The organism is Gillisia sp. Hel1_33_143, assembly GCF_900104765.1.
GTDB lineage: Bacteria > Bacteroidota > Bacteroidia > Flavobacteriales > Flavobacteriaceae > Gillisia.
In genome coordinates, this window is sequence record NZ_LT629737.1 from 2,140,776 (window position 1) to 2,159,876 (window position 19,101).

Sequence of the window (19,101 nt, forward strand, 5' to 3'; positions counted from 1 at the left end):
ATAGGTATTCTAAATTGGAATATTTCTTTTTGCTGTTATTTCAATTTTACGATCGTTTCAGATTTAATATAACATTCACTTATTATCAACAGTCTTGCTATTTTAATTATCTTATTTTTGATAATGAATTTTCATATTCCTCTATAATAACAACCCATGAATAGCAGTAGACATTACGTAATAGATTTTGATAGCACCTTTACCCAAGTAGAAGCCTTAGATGTTCTAGGCGAGATCTCTTTGGAAAATCAACCAGATAAAGATGAAAGACTTCAAGAGCTAAAATCTCTAACAGATAGAGGTATGGGGGGAGAGCTGGCGCTAAGAGAATCTCTTAGTTTACGATTAGATCTTCTAAAAGCAAACAAGAATCACCTGGCTCCACTTATTGATGTATTGAAGGGTAAGATCTCTACTTCTTTTGTAAGGAATGAAGCCTTCTTTGAGGAAAATAGTGACCATATATATATAGTATCTAACGGTTTTAAAGAATTTATTGTACCAATAGTAAAGGAGCTTGGAATTAAAGAAGAAAATGTTTTTGCCAACACCTTTGTATTTGATGATGAAGGTAAAATTATAGGGTTTGATAAAGAAAATGTACTTTCCTCCAACAATGGTAAAGTAGAGCAATTAAAAGCCTTAGATCTAAAAGGAGACGTTTATGTTATTGGAGATGGATACACAGATTATGAAATAAAAGCTGCCGGACTGGCAAATAAGTTTTATGCTTTTACAGAGAATATTGAACGTGATAAAGTAACAGAAAAAGCAGATCATATAACTCCTAGCTTAGATGAATTCTTATATGTACATAAAATGAATAAAGCTATCTCCTATCCAAAGAACCGTATTAAAGTATTGTTATTAGAAAACGTACATCCTGATGCCTTACAGATAATGAAAAATGAGGGGTATAATGTAAGTTTGCAAACAGGTGCTATGGATGAAGATGAACTTGCAGAACAAATTAAGGATGTTTCTGTATTAGGTATTCGTTCTAAAACACAGTTAACCAAAAAAGTTTTAGATAATGCCAATAGATTAATTGCCGTTGGAGCCTTCTGTATTGGAACCAACCAGATAGATCTGGAGGAATGTCTTAAAAAGGGAATAGCAGTATTCAACGCACCTTATAGCAATACAAGATCTGTAGTAGAATTGGCAATAGGGGAGATCATTCTTTTAATGCGAAATCTTCCAGATAAGATTGCAAAAATGCATGAGGGCAATTGGGATAAATCTGCTAGCCATAGTTATGAGGTGAGAGGGAAAAAATTAGGTATTGTTGGATACGGAAATATTGGTGCTCAACTATCTGTTATGGCAGAATCTATAGGGTTTGATGTGTATTATTATGATCTGGTAGAAAAACTGGCATTGGGTAATGCTACCAAATGTAATAGCCTTAAAGAATTACTACAAACTGTAGATATTGTAAGTCTTCATGTAGATGGAAGAAAAGAAAATAAGAATCTTATTGGAGAGAAGCAGTTTAAAGAAATGAAAGATGGCGTGATCTTTCTAAATCTTAGTAGAGGACATGTTGTAGATATAGAAGCTTTAAAGAATAATATAAATTCTGGAAAAGTTAATGGGGCAGGGATAGATGTTTTTCCGTCTGAGCCTAAAACCAATAAAGAGAATTTTGAGTCTTCCTTGAAAGGATTACCAAATGTTATATTAACTCCGCATATAGGAGGAAGTACAGAAGAGGCACAAGAAAATATTGGTAATTTTGTTCCAGGGAAGATTATAGAATATATAAATACAGGGAGCACTACTAACAGCGTTAATTTCCCGAATTTGCAACTGCCTATTTTAGAGAATGCTCACAGACTTATTCATATACACCATAATAAGCCGGGAATTATAGCCCATATAAATAGGGTTCTTGCTGCAAATGATATTAATATTGTTGGTCAACATCTTAAAACCAATGAGACTATTGGTTATGTAATTACAGATATTGATAAGGCTTATAATATTGAAGTGGTGAAAGAACTAAAAGAAATTAAAGACACTATTAAATTTAGGATCTTGTATTAGATATAAAAAAGCGAAGAGAGATCATCGCTTTTTTATTTAATTTGAAGCAAGTATTTATCTAGTAAGCCTGCCAAGTTATTTGAAGAAAAATTAGCACCGGTAAGTTTATTTTTTTCCGGGTCTATGCTAAAATTTGAAGCGCTACTAAAATCTGCTTTTTCCAGATTGGTGTTTTCAAAGATTGAGGCAGTTAGATCGCAGTTGTAGAATATTACATCAGGTAGATTTGCATTTGCAAAATCTACCTGTTCTAATTTACAGTTCTCAAAAATTAGCTTTTTGATCTTCAAGGAATAGAAAGAAGAGAAATTTAGAATACAATCTTTAAATCTAAATGAAAGTAAAAACGGGTTACATTCATCAAATCTCAAACCTAATAATTTACAATTAGAAAAAATGCAATCTCTAAACGTTGTATGCTTCAAAAGTGCATTGCTTAGATCAGAATTTATAAACTCACAGTCAGAAAAAGTATAAGATGAAAGATTGGTGGTAGTGAAAGTGCAATTCAAAAAAATACAACTTTCATATTCTCCACTTTCAAGAGGTTGTTCATTAAAATTAGTTCCATTGTATTCTTCGTTCTCAATATAATTCATGTAAAGGGACTACGATTTATTTATTCTGAAATATCAAAATTCGCTTTATAGAAGGTTATTATTTATCTAATAGATTCAAAAATGAGTACTGCTTTATTAAAGTGATCAAATTTATAGTAATTTGATAAGAAGTTTAGATATAAATTCCAATCAAAGTGCGAATAATATTCAATTAAAAAGAACTATTTTTGCACATTAATAAAAGACTTAAGTCGATATGGGCAATATTGTAGCCATTGTAGGGAGACCAAACGTTGGGAAATCCACTTTTTTTAACAGATTAATTCAGCGTAGAGAAGCAATTGTAGATTCCGTTAGTGGGGTAACAAGAGATAGACATTACGGAAAATCTGATTGGAATGGGCAACCATTTTCTTTAATAGATACTGGAGGATATGTAAAAGGAAGTGATGACGTTTTTGAAACTGAGATCGATAAGCAGGTAGAACTTGCCATAGATGAAGCAGATGCTATAATCTTTATGGTAGATGTTGAAACCGGTATTACCGGAATGGATGAAGATGTAGCCAAACTTTTAAGAAAGGTTAAGAAACCTGTATTCTTAGTGGTTAATAAAGTAGATAATTCAAAGCGTTTAGAAAATGCTGTAGAATTTTATTCTCTAGGTTTAGGGGATTACTTTCCTATTGCTAGTACAAATGGTAGTGGAACCGGAGAATTATTAGATGCTCTAATTGAAGCATTGCCCGAGGTTGAAGATGACGACGAAACAGAATTGCCAAGATTTGCTGTGGTAGGAAGACCGAACGCAGGGAAATCTTCATTTATAAATTCATTAATTGGGGAAGACCGTTATATCGTAACCGATGTTGCAGGTACTACTCGTGATTCTATAGATACAAAATACAACCGTTTTGGATTTGAGTTTAATCTTGTAGATACTGCAGGAATAAGACGTAAATCTAAAGTGAAAGAAGATCTTGAATTTTACTCGGTAATGAGATCTGTAAGAGCTATAGAAAATTGTGATGTTTGTTTAATAGTTCTAGATGCAACTCGTGGGTTTGATGGTCAAGTTCAAAATATTTTTTGGCTGGCACAGCGTAATCGTAAAGGTGTAGTTATTCTTGTGAATAAATGGGATCTGATGGAAAAGGAAACCAATACATTGAAGGAATATGAAAAAACGATAAGACGTGAGATTGAGCCTTTTACAGATGTGCCAATTGTTTTTATCTCTGTACATTCTAAGCAACGTATTTTTAAAGCTATAGAAACCGCTGTAGATGTTTACAAAGCGAGAAGTCAGAAAATAAAAACAAGTGAGTTAAACGATACGATGCTTCCTATTATAGAAAGTTATCCACCACCAGCTTGGAAAGGTAAATATGTAAAGATCAAATTCTGTATGCAATTACCAACGCCTCAGCCTCAATTTGCATTTTTCTGTAACTTGCCTCAATATGTGAGAGATCCTTACAAGCGTTATTTAGAGAATAAACTAAGAGAAGTATATAACTTTACAGGAGTACCAATTTCAGTATATTTTAGAAAGAAATAAGGTAAACATATCTAATAAAAAATCCCATCAGTTCTTGCTGATGGGATTTTTTATTTATTCTAAATAGATTATCAAAAATGTATATTTATTAAAGTTATAATTACCAGCTTCCACCAGCACCACCACCACCAAAACCTCCACCGCCAAAGCCGCCTCCAAAACCGCCTCCGCCGCCAAAGCCTCCGCCTCCGCCAAATCCGCCAGAGCTTCCGCCACCAAAGCTACCTCTTCCAAGGCTGCTTAAAATAATGGCATCTAATAAGCCACCACGCATTCCGCCTCTGCTTCCTGGGCCACCACCATTCTTATTCTTTCTGATAAGTGAAATTATAAAAATGATAAAAAAGATACCAATAATTATGAGTCGTGGAGGAATCCCATTACTACTTTCGGTTTGAGGCCTAGAACCTTTGAAAGTTCCATTCAATACCTCAAAAATAGCTGAAGTACCTTTATCCAACCCACCATAGAAGTTGTTATTTCTAAAGTCTGGTAGGATGATATTTTCGATAATGTCTTTAGACTTGGCATCGGTTAGATATTGTTCCAAACCATAACCTGTTGTGATCCATATCTTTCGATCTTCTTTAGCTAATAGCACTAAAAGTCCGTTATCTTCTTTAGATTGTCCAACACCCCATTCCTGCGCCCATTCTGGAGCATAAAGTCCAATATACTCTCCTTCTAATGAGGGAATGGTAGCGATAACAATTTGTGTAGAAGTAGTATCTGCATAATTAATTAATTTTTGCTCCAGCATGCTCTTTTCTTGTGCAGACAAAACTCCTGCCTCATCATAGACACTGGTCTGCTTGCTAGGCTTAGGAGGTATATCTCTCTGAGCATAGCCTGCTAAAGAAAATGCAAGAATAAAAAATAGTACTGGAAATAAAAGTCTTTTAATTGGTAGCATTAGCCTTTTGATATAGTGTCTGGAAGTTCATTAACATCGTTCTCATCCCATGGAAAATGTTTTTGAAGCTGATCCCCAGCTTTCAAAATTCCATCGATAAGTCCTTGTTTGAAATTTCCATTTTTAAAGTGAGTAACAATAGTATCTTTTGTACTCTCCCAGAAATCTACTGGAACAACTGCATTGATACCTTTATCGCCATAGATTACAAAGTTCCGATCTTCTACAGCTACATAGATAAGTACCCCGTTATCTTGCTTTGTATTATCCATCTTAAGGGCATGGAAAACTTCCATAGCCCTTTCAAAGATGTCTTTATTTTCATGAGATTTTTCAATGTGAACTCTAATTTCACCAGAAGTTGCCTTTTCTGCAGAACGGATAGCATCTACAATTTCCTTCTCTTCCTTTTCTGTTAAGAATCTTTCAACTTTACTCATAGCTTTTACTAATTAAAATCGAAGTCTACATCTGGTGCATTTTCAGAACCTGCATCTGCTTCAAATCTAACCATAGGGTCAAATCCAAACCATCCGGCAAACATGCTATTCGGAAAAATTCTAATGTATTTGTTATACTCTGTAACACCCTCATTGTATCTATTTCTTGCTACATTAATTCTATTTTCAGTTCCTTCTAATTGAGATTGTAACTGAAGAAAGTTCTGATTTGCTTTTAATTCTGGATATCTTTCTACAGTAACTAGTAATCTTGATAATGCAGAAGAAACTCCGCTTTGAGCTTGCTGGAATTGAGCCATTTGCTCTGGAGTAATGTTAGCAGGATCTATATTTACAGACGTTGCTTTTGCTCTAGCTTCTATAACATCTGTAAGCGTACCTCTTTCAAAATCTGCAGCTCCTTTCACGGTTTTTACAAGATTGCTAATAAGATCATTTCTTCTCTGATATGAACTTTCTACGTTAGACCATGCTAATCTAGCATCTTCTTGTTTAGTTACCGCTTTGTTATTAAAGCCTACAGTTAAGCTATAAATAATAATACCTAGAACAATAATAACAATTGCTGGAATAAGCCACTTTTTCATACTATAATTGATTTTTGAGATTGGTTAATTCAGATTTTACCGATTGTAATTTTCGGATAATGTCAAAGTTAGTGAGAGTTTTCTTCTTTTCCTCTTTTAAATGGATTTTTGCACCTTCTAAGGTAAATCCACGTTCTTTCACTAAATGATAAATGAGCTCTAGATTCTTTATGTCTTGAGGCGTAAATAATCTATTGCCTTTGGCATTCTTTTTAGGTTTTAGTGCATCAAATTCTTTCTCCCAAAATCTGATAAGAGAGGTATTCACACCAAATGCTTCAGCAACTTCGCCAATAGCATAATATCGTTTTTCTGGAAGATCTACATGCATTAATCTAAAGATTGGTTTTCTTGTTGTGCTTTAATAAGAACCTGGTCAAATTCTTCTGGAGATAAGTTACCATAATAGAAGTTAATAGGGTTTATACGTTCTCCATCTTTATAGATCTCATAATGTAAATGTGGACCTTCAGATCTACCGGTGCTTCCAACAAAACCTATTACATCTCCACGTTTTACTTTTTGACCTACTCTTACATTGTATTTATATAAATGAGCATATAGGCTGGTATATCCATACCCATGATCTATTTCTATATGATTTCCAAAACCGGTTGCTCTATTATCTGCCCTTTCCACTTTTCCGTCGCCGGTGGCATAAACAGGAGTTCCCCGAGGGGAAGAAAAGTCCATTCCGTAATGAAATTTCTTAACCTTGGTAAAAGGATCACTTCTCCAGCCATATCCGGAAGCAATTCTCTTAAGGTCTTCATTTTTGACAGGTTGTATTGCAGGGATCGCTGCGAGCAGTTGTTCTTTTTCTTTTGCTAGAACTGTTATTTCATCTAAAGATTTGGACTGAACAACAATTTGTTTTGTAAGAATATCCATCCTCTTTTCGGTATCTATTATAAGTTTAGAGTTTTCATAACCCTCTAGATTCTTATATCTGTTTATACCTCCAAAACCTGCTTTGCGCTGTTCTTCTGGAATAGGATTGGCTTCAAAATATAGTCTATATATATTATTGTCTCTATCTTCAATATCAGCAAGAACGTTCTGGATTTGATCCATCTTTTTGTTCTGAATTCCGTATTGTAATTGCATGTTCAGCAATTCTCTCTTAAGCGCTTTTTCTTTGGGGGTTTCTATACCTGGAATATTCAAATAAACCACGAGCAGTATAAGCCCGGCAAGAAATGCTCCCGCAATTCCTACAAAGGCGATCCCAAATTTTCGGCTTTTACGGCGTTCAATTTTTTTATAGGAAAGCGTCTCGCTATCGTAATAATATTTAACCTTCGTCATAAATTAAAAATATGCTATTTTTGCCAGTATTAAGCACTGCAAAAACCTTGCAAATGGTTATGAGAAACGAACAAATATAAAAATTGTTTTCTCACCCACATAATTTAATAATTATTAGACCTTTTTTGGCCATATGAAATCTAAGGAGATACGCTCAACATACCTCGAATTCTTTAAATCTAAATTTCATACCATTGTGCCATCTGCACCTATGGTAATTAAAGATGATCCAACCCTGATGTTTACCAATGCAGGAATGAATCAATTTAAGGAATATTTTCTTGGAAACACAGTGCCAAAGCAAACTAGAATTACAGATACCCAAAAGTGTCTTAGAGTTAGTGGTAAGCATAATGACTTGGAAGAAGTAGGGATGGATACTTACCATCATACTATGTTTGAAATGCTTGGGAATTGGAGTTTTGGAGATTATTTCAAAAAAGAAGCAATTCATTGGGCTTGGGAATTACTTACCGAAGTTTTTAAGGTGAACAAAGATATTTTATATGTTTCTGTATTTGAAGGAAGCGAAGATGATAATATGCCTTTAGATAAGGAGGCTTTTGATCTTTGGAAAGCGATTGTTCCTGAAGACAGAATTATCATGGGTAATAAAAAAGATAATTTCTGGGAAATGGGAGATCAGGGGCCGTGTGGTCCAAGTTCAGAAATTCACGTAGATCTTAGATCTGAGGAGGAAAAAGTTAAGATCCCTGGTAGAGATCTAGTAAATGCAGATCATCCTCTTGTAGTAGAGATCTGGAATTTGGTTTTTATAGAATTTAATAGAAAAGCAGATGGATCTTTAGAAAAATTACCTGCGCAGCATGTAGATACCGGAATGGGCTTTGAAAGGCTTTGCATGGTATTGCAAGATAAAAAATCTAATTATGATACCGATGTATTTACACCTCTTATAAAAGAGATAGAAATTATTACCAATACTCCTTATGGCAAAACGGAGAAAGTAGATATAGCTATTAGAGTTATTGCAGACCATGTTAGAGCTGTAGCTTTTGCTATTGCAGATGGGCAATTACCAGGCAATGGCGGTGCAGGATATGTTATAAGAAGAATATTAAGGAGAGCTATTAGATATGGCTTTACCTTTTTAGATACTAAAGAACCATTTATTTATAAATTGGTAGCTACTTTGAGCAAGCAGATGGGAGATTCTTTCCCAGAAATTAAAGCTCAGCAAACGCTTTGTGAGAATGTAATTAGAGAAGAAGAACAGTCCTTTCTTAGAACATTAGACCAAGGTCTTGTGCTACTAGAAAATATTATAGAAAATACAACCGGAAAAACTGTTTCAGGTAAAAAAGCCTTTGAATTATATGACACCTTTGGTTTCCCTATAGATCTTACTGCTCTTATATTGAGAGAACGCGGATATGATCTGGATGAAGCTGAGTTTAAGTCTGAATTACAGCAGCAAAAAGATCGGTCAAGAGCTGCTTCTGTTGTAACTGCCGGAGATTGGCAGATATTAGGAGAAGAGGAATCTGAAAACTTTATAGGATATGATCACAGATCTTCTGAAGTAAAGATCACAAGAATTAGAAAGGTTAATAGTAAGAAGGATGGTGAGATCTATCAATTAGTACTTAATAGAACTCCATTTTATGCTGAAGGTGGTGGACAAGTTGGTGATAGAGGAATTCTTGAGACCGAGAATGGAGAAACGATAAAGATAATTGATACTAAGAAGGAGAATAATTTAATTATTCATTTTACTAAAAAATTACCTTCAGATATTTCTGGAACGCTGCAGGCCAAGGTAAATATTGAAAAAAGAGATCTCTCTCAGGCAAATCATTCTGCAACACATTTATTACATCAAGCTTTAAGAAAAATCTTAGGCACTCATGTAGAACAAAAAGGTTCTATGGTAAGTCCGGATTATCTAAGATTTGATTTTTCTCACTTCAGTAAGCTTAGTGCAGGAGAATTACAGGAAATAGAAACCTTTGTTAACAAGCGCATCAAAGAGCAAATTCCTTTATTTGAACAAAGGGGAATTACGTATAATAATGCTATAGAGCAAGGTGCAATTGCACTCTTTGGGGAGAAATATGGAGATTCTGTAAGAGCCATAAAGTTTGGAGACTCTATGGAACTATGTGGTGGTACGCATGTTCAGAATACTGCAGATATTTGGTATTTTAAAATTATTTCTGAGGAAGCAGTAGCAGCCGGAATTCGTAGAATTGAAGCTATTACCGGTGATGCTGTAAAACAATATTTTTCAGATCAGGCAGAAACCCTTCATCAGATCAATTCAGAATTAAAGAATGCTAAAGATCCGGTAAAGTCTATACAATCATTACAATCTGAAAATGCGTCTCTTAAGAAACAAGTTGAAACATTATTAAGAGAAAAGGCTAAAAACCTTAAAGTAGAACTTCAAACAGAAATACAATCTATTAACGGAATAGATTTTCTTGCTAAGAAAGTAGATCTAGATGCTAATGGAATTAAAGATCTTGCATTTCAGTTAGGAGAAAATAAGAATAATTTGTTTTTGTTACTAGCTTCAGAGCAAGATGGCAAAGCATTATTATCATGTTACATTTCAAAAGAATTAGTAGCAGAAAAAGGTTTGAATGCAGGACAGGTAGTACGCGAACTTGGTAAATTTATTCAAGGTGGAGGAGGGGGGCAGCCTTTCTTTGCAACTGCGGGGGGTAAAAAACCTGAAGGAATAGCGGAAGCCTTGCAAAAATCAAGAGAATATTTAAACTAATAAACTTACCCCGCGTTTCTTAATTGCGGGGTTTATTTTTATCTAATTTTAAATATTATGAAGTTTAGAACAGAAGTATCGGTTTCCCCCCAAGATAATGCAATTAGTTATCGCTCTAAGATCTTCTTGCTCGGCTCATGTTTTGTGGAAAATATTGGTGAGAAACTAGATCTTTATCAATTTCAGAATTATAAGAATCCTTTTGGAATTCTATATCACCCTTCAGCCTTAGAAAATTTTTTAAGAAAAGTAGTGGAGGGCTATGAGTTTACCTCTGCAGATATTTTTTATCATAATGAACGCTGGCATAGTTTTGATGCACACTCAGAACTTAGCGATGAAAGTAGTTCTAATTTAATAGAAAGATTAAATGTTCAACTGCAACATAGCAGGTCTTATTTAAATCAAACTTCGCACATCATACTTACTTTAGGAACAGCATGGAAATATTATCATTTAAAAACAGAAACATCTGTTGCTAATTGCCATAAATTACCTCAAAAGGAATTTGTGAAAAAGCTAATGAGCATAGAAGAAATAACTGGTAAATTACATTCCATTCAATCGTTATTATGTAAACTTAATAGTGACATACAACTAATTTATACACTTTCTCCTGTTAGGCATCTTAGAGATGGTCTCTTAGAAAATCAATTAAGCAAAGCGCATCTTTTAACTGCCATTCATGAGAATTTAAAAATCAAAAAAGATGGCGGTTTAAAGGTTGATTATTTTCCTTCTTATGAGATCATGATGGATGATCTTAGAGATTATAGGTTTTATAAAGAAGATCTGCTTCATCCTAACAGCACAGCTATTTCATATATCTGGAATAAATTCTTAGATGCCTGGGTGCTTCCAAAGGAGCTAGATGTAATGAAGAAGGTGGAAACCATACATAGAGGCTTAAATCATAGACCATTTAATGAAAATTCTGAAGCGCATAAAAAGTTCATATCTCAGTTAAGGGAAAATATAGATTTGTTAGTAAAAGATCATTCCTGGATGCGTTTCTGATTTAAAAATTATAAATCCTCGATTTTTTCTATTCTTTATATTCAAAACTGTTAATAATCTGTGTCTTCTATTTTGTTGATATCTATTAAGATTTTAAAGCTATCTTTCTGATAAACACATAATTAATATAAAAATTTAAGGAGATTTACTTGTTTGGTGATTAAATTTTTGTAATTTTAAATAAGCAATAAGAGTAGAACTACATCTTAAATAATTATTAAAATTAGTTCAAAATTAATGCTTAGTTTCTAAAATTTGTTGGGGTAGATTTTAGAATTTTAAAGCTTATGGACGGGTGGGGCCGTCCATAAGCATTTTTATTATACACCACTTCTTCACTTAAATTTATAATAATCCGTTCTTCTTATTAGTATCTTTAGCCTAAATTCTAAGCTATGAGAAAGATTATTGCGGTGGTTCTTTTACTTTTGGTTGTGTTTTTTGGATATCAATATTTTGAATCTAAGAATAATGAGAGAGATCAATTGCTAGAAAGTACCAATCTTATCCAAAAACAAATAAAGAATGTTGGGAAGCTGGTGGTTACCGAAGGCAATTTTTCTCAAGTTTTCTCCTATAAAGATTCTAAGAAGTACTACCTAGATATATTTTCTGCAAGAAAAAAAGCTCTTATAATAGTAAATGCAGATGTAACAGTATCTTATGATCTTAGTAAATTAAAGACAGAAGTGCACCCAGAAACTAAGACCGTTACCATTACTTATATCCCGGATGAGGAGATCAAGATCAATCCTAATATTCAATATTATGACGTTACTCAAGATTATCTAAATCAATTTGAAGCAGAAGATTATAATACCATTCAGAAAAAAGTAACAAAACTCATAAGTGCGAAAATTGAGAAATCCTCCCTAAAGACCAATGCTAAGAATAGGTTGATAAGCGAACTTCAAAAAATTTATATTTTAACCAACTCTATGGGGTGGACCTTAGAGTATAATGGTAATTCATTTAACAGTAATAAAGATCTGGAGTCACTAAAATTATAGTTATTTCACCATTAAATTAGCTTCTACGAGTTCTATTCCTCCATCAATTAAGTGAGCGATATCTTTACGTTGTGCTTTAACTTCATGTAAATGTTCTTTCACTTTAGCTGCAAATTTTGGATCTCTGTCTAAAACCAATTCATATATTTCAACAGAAAGTAACCAATCTTTTGGATGATGTTTTTTAGCAATTTCGAAAGCTGCTTCTAGAGAGAATTTAGTGTTTTCACCATTTCTATTGTTCTTTACTGCTTGATACAAACTTTCCAATTCTATTTTCTCTTCAGAACTTTTACTCTTTATGGTGGTGCTTGAAACTTTATGAGTAATAAGATCAAAAGATAAAGGATCTGCTGGACCAGCAAAGGCAGAAATTACTTCTTTCCCTATAGCCATATCATAATTGCCCCATTCTGGTTGGAATAATATTTCATCTTTATAGGTAACCGTACAATTTTTTAGACTTATCAGAATTATTTTACCTTGAAGATTTCTAGTGCCGGTTATGATATCCCCTGTTACAAAAATCCCACCTTCAAATTCAAAAGTAATATTTTCGCCCTCATAGATATCATAAGCTCTAAGATCTCTAGGGCTCATATCTTCAATAGCTAGATTGATCCCTTTTAGTTTTCCAATGGGAGATCCAAAACCATTAGGATGATTTATAACCCCATGCCCTACAAGTTCTTTATCTCTATTTGATAATGCAGTTTTACCAGTTGTTTGAAAATATATTGGACGATCCTGATAAGAAATAACTTTGGTAAAATTCCCAGAAATCTGTATTCCGGTGCTCAACTCAATAGTGCCTAAATTCTTGGAATTAATTAACTTTTCCAATCCAGATAAACCTCCCTTTCTTAGCGACATGGTATTTGCAAATTCTTCAAGTACCTGACTTAAATAAGAGAAATCTGGAGTGACATATAATTGAGGTTGTGGTTTTGTAATATCAAATTCTTGATTGGCAGCTTCTAGATTATAAGGTCTTTTTTTCACCTTATCTGTCATACACCAAGCGCTTTCTCCAATAGAAGATAAAAGTCCTGCACCGTAGATCTTTGGCTCTTCCACAGTTCCTATAAGTCCGTATTCTACGGTCCACCAGTGTAAATTTCTAATTTGAGCCATTTCACTAGGCTTTCCCATATTATTCTGAAGAAAATCTACTTTCTCTTCAGCTTCACGAATTACATCTTCAGGTGTATCTTCAGCTTCTTTGATTATAGAAAGATGACGAATGGCTTCGTACATTTCATAATCTTTAGCACTCGAGATCGCTTTGCAACCAATTTCTCCAAAACGTCTTAAATATTCTGCATATTCTGGATTGGCAATGATTGGAGCATGCCCGGCACCTTCATGAATTATATCTGGAGCAGGAGTGTATTCTATATGATCTAGTTGTCTTATATCACTTGCAATAACAAGAACGTTATAAGCTTGAAATTCCATAAAAGCCGCTGGTGGAATAAATCCATCTACGGCAACTGCTGCCCATCCAATTTCCTTTAGAATTCTATTCATTCCATACATATTGGGAATGCTATCTATAGAGATCCCTGTTTGCCTAAGACCTTCTAAATAAGAATTATGAGCAACTTTACTTAGATAATCCACATTCTTTCGCATCACATATCTCCAAACTGCCTGATTTATTGCTGTATATTCATCATAATCCTGAGGTTTGATAAATTGTTGCAAATGATCTGGTAGCCGGTCTAAAATCTCATTAGATTGAATTTCTTCTAACATATATGTATGGTGTTTTTGCAGCCTAAAGATACAAAATTAGGTTTGGATAGTATCAACTTAGGGCTCCAAGAAAATAAAACTGTTTTCAACAAAAAACGCCTCCAATTGGAAGCGTTTAGAATATTTACTTATTCTTTTCCAGGTGGGAATTTCTTTAATATTTCTGCTACAATTTCGTTCACTCTATTTTGTTTTTTAGAAACATCTGTAGCAAGTGCAGCTGTTCCCATACCTTGCCAGATTAGTTCTTTGTCTTTAGCGTCTATAAGGTCTATATAAAGAGTACCTTCACTTGTTGAAGAAATGGTATTACGACCAGCTCCCCAATAATAAGGATTCCAGCCTCCCCATCCGTAGCCATAGAAACCCATCATGTTATTTTGATAGATATTAATGTTCTCATTAGTTTTGGTAAAAATGCTAACCAACATGTCCGGGTCTTCAGATTTCATATAACCTTGCGCGCTCATGGCAGATTCTATACCGCGTAAGATTCTTTTTTTATCTAGGTCTGAAACTTCTGCCTTATCTATTCCAGGTTTGAAAAACGCGTAGGTCTTATACTTATTAAAATCTACAGACTGATCATAATCTGATGCTACTTTAACCGAGCTGCAAGATGTAAGAAGTGCAGCAAACAGAAACATTGTAAATGTAATTTTTAAGAATTTCATAAATTTAAATTTTAGAGGGTTACTACTCTTCTAAAAATAAAGAATCATCTACAAAATTAGGCATGGTTACTTTTAACTTGGGTTCTGTTTGCATCGCCCTATTTATAGTAAAAACAGCCTCTTTATTTCTTGCCCAAGAACGTCGTGCTAAACCATTGTTAACGTCCCAAAATAGCATAGATTTTAATTTATCTTCAGATGCTTTAGACCCATCAAGAACCATACCGAATCCTCCATTTATAACCTCTCCCCATCCTACGCCACCACCATTATGAATACTAACCCAGGTAGCACCTCTAAAGCTATCGCCTATTACATTTTGTATAGCCATATCTGCCGTAAAATTAGAGCCATCGTAAATATTGGAAGTTTCACGGTAAGGAGAATCTGTACCGGAAACGTCATGATGATCTCTTCCTAATATGATAGCTCCTTCTAATTCTCCATTGGCAATAGCAGTATTAAAAGCTTGTGCGATTTCCATTCTACCTATAGCATCTGCGTATAGTATTCTAGCTTTAGAGCCAACTACAAGGTTGTTCTTTTTTGCATTTTTAATCCATTTAATATTATCAGCCAGTTGAGATTGAATTTCTTCAGGAGCTCCTATTTTCAGTTTTTCAAGAACTTGTGTTGCAATAGCATCAGTTTTATCTAGATCTGAATCTTTTCCAGACGCGCAAACCCATCTAAAAGGGCCAAAGCCATAATCAAAGCACATTGGCCCCATTATATCTTGTACGTAAGAGGGATATGCAAAAGGAGCATTTTCAGCTTTCTCTTTATTCAATTCAGCGGCACTCACAAAATGATCATTTTCATCTATATATATCTTAGCTCCGGCTCTGGAGGCTTCTAAAAGAAAAGCATTTCCATAATCAAAAAAATAAGTTCCTTTTTTGGTATGATTATTTATAGCATCTGCGTGTCGCCGTAAACTTTGCTGCACCTTTTCTTTAAAAAGATCTGGATTGGCACTCATCATTTTATTAGCTTCTTCAAAACTTAATTCTGCAGGATAATATCCACCGGCCCATGGATTGTGTAATGAAGTTTGATCGCTTCCAAGATCTATATACATGTTTGCCTTATCAAAATGTTCCCACACTTCAACTATATTCCCATGAAAGGCGATAGACACCGTTTCTTTGTTTTCTTTTGCTTTTTTAACTCTTGCGGTAAGTTCTTCAAGATCTGAAATAACTTCATCTACCCAACCTTGAGAATGTCTTACATGAACTGCTTTTTCATTGACTTCCGCACATACAGTGATGCATCCAGCAATATTTCCAGCTTTTGGTTGTGCGCCGCTCATACCTCCAAGTCCGGAGGTTACAAATAGTTTACCCCCTAAATCTTCATTGTTCTTTGCTATTTTTCTACCAGCATTTAAAATGGTAATTGTGGTACCATGAACTATTCCCTGAGGCCCAATGTACATATAGCTTCCAGCAGTCATTTGCCCGTATTGAGATACTCCCAGAGCATTAAACTTTTCCAAATGATCTGGCTGGGAATAATTAGGAATTACCATTCCGTTAGTAACCACTACTCTAGGAGCATTGGTGTTTGAAGGAAATAACCCCATTGGATGCCCAGAATAGATCACCAAGGTTTGGTCTTCCTCCATTTCAGCTAAATATTGCATCACTAATAAATACTGTGCCCAGTTCTGGAAAACAGCCCCATTCCCACCATAGGTAATTAACTCTTCCGGATGTTGTGCTACTGCCGGATCTAAATTATTCTGTATCATGAGCATGATAGAACGAGCTTGTAAAGAGTTACCCGGATATTCTTCTACAGCTCTGGCTTTCATTTCATATTCAGGCTTAAACCTATACATATAGATTCTACCATATTTCTCTAATTCTTCTCTAAATTCTGGAAGAAGCGTGGCATGATGTTCAGCATCAAAATACCTTAAAGCGTTTCTAAGCGCTAATTGTTTTTCTTCTTTATTAAGGATGTCCTTACGTTTTGGTGCATGATTTGCAGAGGGATTTAAAACTTTTTTGGAGGGAAGTTCAAAAGGTATTCCTTGTAAGATCTGTTCTTTGAATGTCATTTTTTCGGTTGCTGTTTATTTGTATTCTTATTATATCCATAAGGACAATGTCTGCATCCGCTTTCACAACAATAGCCTCTTTTTAAATGATATTGCTCTGTAAAACATCTATAGCCCTCTGGAGTTAAATAATAATCACCCTCTTCTAGAGGAATTTTTTTCTTTAAAAAGCTCATATTACAAAAATACAATTTCTTATATTCAAACCTATGATCCTTATAATTAACAAGTATATATTAAAGAAAGGCTTTCTGGGTATTAGTATTTGGCCTTTCGTTATTTTAAGAGACGAAAAATTAAAAGAAGACCCTGTATTTATGAATCATGAAAAAATTCATTTACAACAACAATTAGAAATGTTGATTTTACCTTTTTATATCATATATCTCTTAGAATTTCTTCTGAAATATAAATACTACGGTAATGCGTATTTAGCTTATAGAAATATCTCATTTGAAAGGGAGTCTTATCAACAAGAAGCTAATCTTCTATATCTGAAGAAGCGAAAAATATGGAGCTGGGTTAATTACCTAAAAATAGCATCAAAATAAAGAATAGAATTTAGGGATAGAATAATGCTAAAATTCCAATCTTTGCTATATGATGAAAATGATGGATCTTAATTTTGTTGAACCTCCCGTTGAGCTAGTTACGCATTTTAAAGCACACAACATTAGTTTACATATTAAGAGAGAAGACCTTATTCATCCCTTCGTCTCCGGAAACAAATTCAGAAAATTAAAATATAATCTTCAAGAGGCTAAAAATAACGGTAGTAAAACCATTCTCACTTTTGGAGGTGCTTTTTCAAACCACATTGCGGCTGTTGCAGCAGCAGGAAAACTTTTAGGATTTAAAACGATAGGAATCATAAGAGGAGAAGAATTGGGTGTAGATCTAAATACTACCTTAAATCATAATTCTACTCTAAGATTTGCAAAAGAGCAAGGGATGGGATTTCATTTTATAAACAGAGAAAAATATAGAGAGAAAGATTCATCAGAATTTATTGAAAAATTGAAATTTGATTTTGGTGATTTTTATCTAATTCCTGAAGGCGGAACTAATGAGCTTGCAGTTAAAGGCTGTGCAGAAATCATGACTGATGCAGAATCTAATTTCGAGATTATTTGCTGTGCGGTGGGAACAGGAGGAACAATCTCCGGCATCATAAACGCATCCCATTCAGATCAAAAAGTTTTGGGTTTTCCTGCGTTAAAAGGAGATTTCTTAAGCTCTGAAATTAGAAATTTTACTTCAAAAACAAATTGGGAGTTAGTAACAGACTACCATTTTGGAGGTTACGCCAAAGTGAATGAAGAGCTAATTAATTTCTTAAATAACTTTAAGAGAAAATATCAGATCGCATTAGATCCTATCTACACAGGAAAGATGATTTTTGGTATTTTTGACCTGATCGAAAAATCTTCTATTCCTGAAAATTCTCGTATTTTAGCCGTTCATACAGGAGGCTTACAGGGCATAGAAGGTATGAATAAGCAATTGTCTAAAAAGAAATTACCCTTAATCGAAATTTAGAATGATCTTCAAAAGACTTTTATTCTTGATCTTAGTAGTTGTTATGGCTGCTTCCTGCGGAAGCAAAAAAAAGGTCACTTCTCGTAAATCTACCCCTAGAACAGAAAACAAAAGAGAAAGCAGAGCAATTCCGGCCAGACCTGTAGATGCAGAGGTAAGATCTAGACCTACCGGAAGCTATGCAAATATTGTAGAGCAATACATTTCAGAATATTCAGACATCGCTATGGAAGAAATGAGACTTTACAACATCCCCGCAAGTATAACATTGGCTCAAGGTATTTTAGAATCTGGTGCTGGAAGGGGAGAACTCACAAGAAGAGCAAATAATCATTTCGGAATAAAATGCCATGATTGGGAAGGCGATAAAGTGTATCACGATGACGATCGTTCTCAGGAATGTTTCAGGAAATATAATGATCCTAAATTCTCATATAGAGATCACTCCTTATTTTTAAGTGAGAGACGAAGATATTCTAATCTTTTTGATCTGGATATAGATGATTATGAAGGCTGGGCGAAAGGTTTAAGAGCTGCAGGATATGCTACAGATAGGCTTTATCCTAGAAAATTGATAGATATGATAGAAAAATATCAATTAAATCATTTTGATGAAAAAGTTTTAGGTAAGAAATCTAGAAGAAGAGAACGCAGCTCTGAAATTGCAGAAGCAAGTTCAAATTCTGGATTCAAAACATATACCGTTGAAAAGGGGGATACGTTGTATTCAATTTCAAAAAGATTTAATACCACAGTAGAAATGCTGCAGGAAGTTAATAATCTAAGATCTAATGATCTTGCTATAGGCCAGAGATTAAAGGTGTCTCCTGCTAATAACCAATATTAAAAT

At 34.2% G+C, this 19,101-nt stretch carries 18 protein-coding genes; 8 read left to right on the top strand and 10 right to left on the bottom strand.

Annotated elements, in window-relative coordinates; translation table 11 throughout:
* Window positions 1-156 precede the first annotated feature (156 nt).
* On the top strand, window positions 157-2,049 hold the full coding sequence (gene serA / locus BLT84_RS09840) for a phosphoglycerate dehydrogenase (protein WP_091265120.1): 1,893 nt from the start codon (window positions 157-159) through the stop codon (window positions 2,047-2,049).
* Window positions 2,050-2,081: 32 nt separating this feature from the next.
* On the opposite strand, the gene BLT84_RS09845 is transcribed toward serA, so the two are convergent.
* Window positions 2,082-2,648 carry a pentapeptide repeat-containing protein gene (locus tag BLT84_RS09845; RefSeq protein ID WP_091265124.1) on the bottom strand — a complete coding sequence of 189 codons (567 nt, stop codon included), beginning with the start codon at window positions 2,646-2,648 and terminating at the stop codon, window positions 2,082-2,084.
* Between the two features lie 217 nt (window positions 2,649-2,865).
* On the opposite strand from BLT84_RS09845, the gene der reads away from it, so the two are divergent.
* Window positions 2,866-4,170 carry a ribosome biogenesis GTPase Der gene (der, locus tag BLT84_RS09850; protein ID WP_034891029.1) on the top strand — a complete coding sequence of 435 codons (1,305 nt, stop codon included), beginning with the start codon at window positions 2,866-2,868 and terminating at the stop codon, window positions 4,168-4,170.
* A 100-nt stretch (window positions 4,171-4,270) separates the two neighbouring features.
* Here the strand turns inward: der and BLT84_RS09855 are convergent, their stop codons facing one another.
* From BLT84_RS09855 to BLT84_RS09875, 5 genes are read right to left on the bottom strand one after another with little or no spacing between them, the layout of a single operon-like run.
* Window positions 4,271-5,083: a TPM domain-containing protein gene (locus BLT84_RS09855; protein ID WP_034891032.1), complete on the bottom strand. Its 813-nt coding sequence runs from the start codon at window positions 5,081-5,083 to the stop codon at window positions 4,271-4,273.
* Window positions 5,083-5,523, bottom strand: a complete 441-nt coding sequence (locus BLT84_RS09860) for a TPM domain-containing protein (protein WP_091265128.1) — start codon at window positions 5,521-5,523, stop codon at window positions 5,083-5,085. Before BLT84_RS09860 ends, BLT84_RS09855 begins: the two co-directional genes overlap by 1 nt.
* Before the next feature lie 8 nt (window positions 5,524-5,531).
* Entirely contained in the window at window positions 5,532-6,131 is a 600-nt protein-coding gene (locus BLT84_RS09865) for a LemA family protein (RefSeq protein ID WP_034891038.1), read from the bottom strand.
* Window position 6,132: 1 nt separating this feature from the next.
* Entirely contained in the window at window positions 6,133-6,462 is a 330-nt protein-coding gene (locus BLT84_RS09870; RefSeq protein WP_034891041.1) for a MerR family transcriptional regulator, read from the bottom strand.
* Complete coding sequence (locus BLT84_RS09875; protein ID WP_034891044.1) at window positions 6,462-7,439, bottom strand: M23 family metallopeptidase; 978 nt, start codon at window positions 7,437-7,439, stop codon at window positions 6,462-6,464. Before BLT84_RS09875 ends, BLT84_RS09870 begins: the two co-directional genes overlap by 1 nt.
* A 133-nt stretch (window positions 7,440-7,572) precedes the next feature.
* Between BLT84_RS09875 and alaS the strand changes: the two genes are divergently transcribed.
* From alaS to BLT84_RS09890, 3 genes are all read left to right on the top strand, one after another.
* Window positions 7,573-10,185: an alanine--tRNA ligase gene (gene alaS / locus BLT84_RS09880; RefSeq protein WP_091265132.1), complete on the top strand. Its 2,613-nt coding sequence runs from the start codon at window positions 7,573-7,575 to the stop codon at window positions 10,183-10,185.
* Between the two features lie 57 nt (window positions 10,186-10,242).
* A complete protein-coding gene (locus BLT84_RS09885) occupies window positions 10,243-11,202 on the top strand; it encodes a GSCFA domain-containing protein (protein ID WP_091265137.1) in 960 nt (319 codons plus the stop codon).
* Between the two features lie 395 nt (window positions 11,203-11,597).
* Entirely contained in the window at window positions 11,598-12,212 is a 615-nt protein-coding gene (locus BLT84_RS09890; RefSeq protein ID WP_034891054.1) for a DUF4230 domain-containing protein, read from the top strand.
* Here BLT84_RS09890 and BLT84_RS09895 read toward each other — a convergent pair whose 3' ends face one another.
* The 4 genes from BLT84_RS09895 to BLT84_RS16165 form a co-directional block, all read right to left on the bottom strand.
* Window positions 12,213-13,970 (bottom strand): aromatic amino acid hydroxylase, encoded by a 1,758-nt coding sequence (locus tag BLT84_RS09895; protein ID WP_091265140.1) that lies wholly within the window; start codon window positions 13,968-13,970, stop codon window positions 12,213-12,215.
* Between the two features lie 128 nt (window positions 13,971-14,098).
* Window positions 14,099-14,644, bottom strand: a complete 546-nt coding sequence (locus BLT84_RS09900; RefSeq protein WP_091265143.1) for a DUF4136 domain-containing protein — start codon at window positions 14,642-14,644, stop codon at window positions 14,099-14,101.
* Window positions 14,645-14,666: 22 nt separating this feature from the next.
* Window positions 14,667-16,712 carry a urocanate hydratase gene (locus tag BLT84_RS09905; protein WP_091265146.1) on the bottom strand — a complete coding sequence of 682 codons (2,046 nt, stop codon included), beginning with the start codon at window positions 16,710-16,712 and terminating at the stop codon, window positions 14,667-14,669.
* A complete protein-coding gene (locus BLT84_RS16165; protein WP_034891066.1) occupies window positions 16,709-16,888 on the bottom strand; it encodes a DUF5522 domain-containing protein in 180 nt (59 codons plus the stop codon). Before BLT84_RS16165 ends, BLT84_RS09905 begins: the two co-directional genes overlap by 4 nt.
* A gap of 33 nt (window positions 16,889-16,921) precedes the next feature.
* Between BLT84_RS16165 and BLT84_RS09915 the strand changes: the two genes are divergently transcribed.
* From BLT84_RS09915 to BLT84_RS09925, 3 genes are read left to right on the top strand one after another with little or no spacing between them, the layout of a single operon-like run.
* Window positions 16,922-17,263 (top strand): hypothetical protein, encoded by a 342-nt coding sequence (locus BLT84_RS09915; RefSeq protein ID WP_091265149.1) that lies wholly within the window; start codon window positions 16,922-16,924, stop codon window positions 17,261-17,263.
* Window positions 17,264-17,321: 58 nt separating this feature from the next.
* Entirely contained in the window at window positions 17,322-18,251 is a 930-nt protein-coding gene (locus BLT84_RS09920) for a 1-aminocyclopropane-1-carboxylate deaminase/D-cysteine desulfhydrase (RefSeq protein WP_231929542.1), read from the top strand.
* Between the two features lies 1 nt (window position 18,252).
* On the top strand, window positions 18,253-19,098 hold the full coding sequence (locus BLT84_RS09925) for a glucosaminidase domain-containing protein (RefSeq protein ID WP_034891076.1): 846 nt from the start codon (window positions 18,253-18,255) through the stop codon (window positions 19,096-19,098).
* Window positions 19,099-19,101 lie beyond the last annotated feature (3 nt).

Coding starts and splice junctions, on each gene's coding strand:
- serA (WP_091265120.1), top strand. CDS start 157: ATGAATAGCAGTAGACATTACGTAATAGATTTTGATAGCACCTTTACC.
- BLT84_RS09845 (WP_091265124.1), bottom strand. CDS start 2,648: ATGAATTATATTGAGAACGAAGAATACAATGGAACTAATTTTAATGAA.
- der (WP_034891029.1), top strand. CDS start 2,866: ATGGGCAATATTGTAGCCATTGTAGGGAGACCAAACGTTGGGAAATCC.
- BLT84_RS09855 (WP_034891032.1), bottom strand. CDS start 5,083: ATGCTACCAATTAAAAGACTTTTATTTCCAGTACTATTTTTTATTCTT.
- BLT84_RS09860 (WP_091265128.1), bottom strand. CDS start 5,523: ATGAGTAAAGTTGAAAGATTCTTAACAGAAAAGGAAGAGAAGGAAATT.
- BLT84_RS09865 (WP_034891038.1), bottom strand. CDS start 6,131: ATGAAAAAGTGGCTTATTCCAGCAATTGTTATTATTGTTCTAGGTATT.
- BLT84_RS09870 (WP_034891041.1), bottom strand. CDS start 6,462: ATGCATGTAGATCTTCCAGAAAAACGATATTATGCTATTGGCGAAGTT.
- BLT84_RS09875 (WP_034891044.1), bottom strand. CDS start 7,439: ATGACGAAGGTTAAATATTATTACGATAGCGAGACGCTTTCCTATAAA.
- alaS (WP_091265132.1), top strand. CDS start 7,573: ATGAAATCTAAGGAGATACGCTCAACATACCTCGAATTCTTTAAATCT.
- BLT84_RS09885 (WP_091265137.1), top strand. CDS start 10,243: ATGAAGTTTAGAACAGAAGTATCGGTTTCCCCCCAAGATAATGCAATT.
- BLT84_RS09890 (WP_034891054.1), top strand. CDS start 11,598: ATGAGAAAGATTATTGCGGTGGTTCTTTTACTTTTGGTTGTGTTTTTT.
- BLT84_RS09895 (WP_091265140.1), bottom strand. CDS start 13,970: ATGTTAGAAGAAATTCAATCTAATGAGATTTTAGACCGGCTACCAGAT.
- BLT84_RS09900 (WP_091265143.1), bottom strand. CDS start 14,644: ATGAAATTCTTAAAAATTACATTTACAATGTTTCTGTTTGCTGCACTT.
- BLT84_RS09905 (WP_091265146.1), bottom strand. CDS start 16,712: ATGACATTCAAAGAACAGATCTTACAAGGAATACCTTTTGAACTTCCC.
- BLT84_RS16165 (WP_034891066.1), bottom strand. CDS start 16,888: ATGAGCTTTTTAAAGAAAAAAATTCCTCTAGAAGAGGGTGATTATTAT.
- BLT84_RS09915 (WP_091265149.1), top strand. CDS start 16,922: ATGATCCTTATAATTAACAAGTATATATTAAAGAAAGGCTTTCTGGGT.
- BLT84_RS09920 (WP_231929542.1), top strand. CDS start 17,322: ATGATGGATCTTAATTTTGTTGAACCTCCCGTTGAGCTAGTTACGCAT.
- BLT84_RS09925 (WP_034891076.1), top strand. CDS start 18,253: ATGATCTTCAAAAGACTTTTATTCTTGATCTTAGTAGTTGTTATGGCT.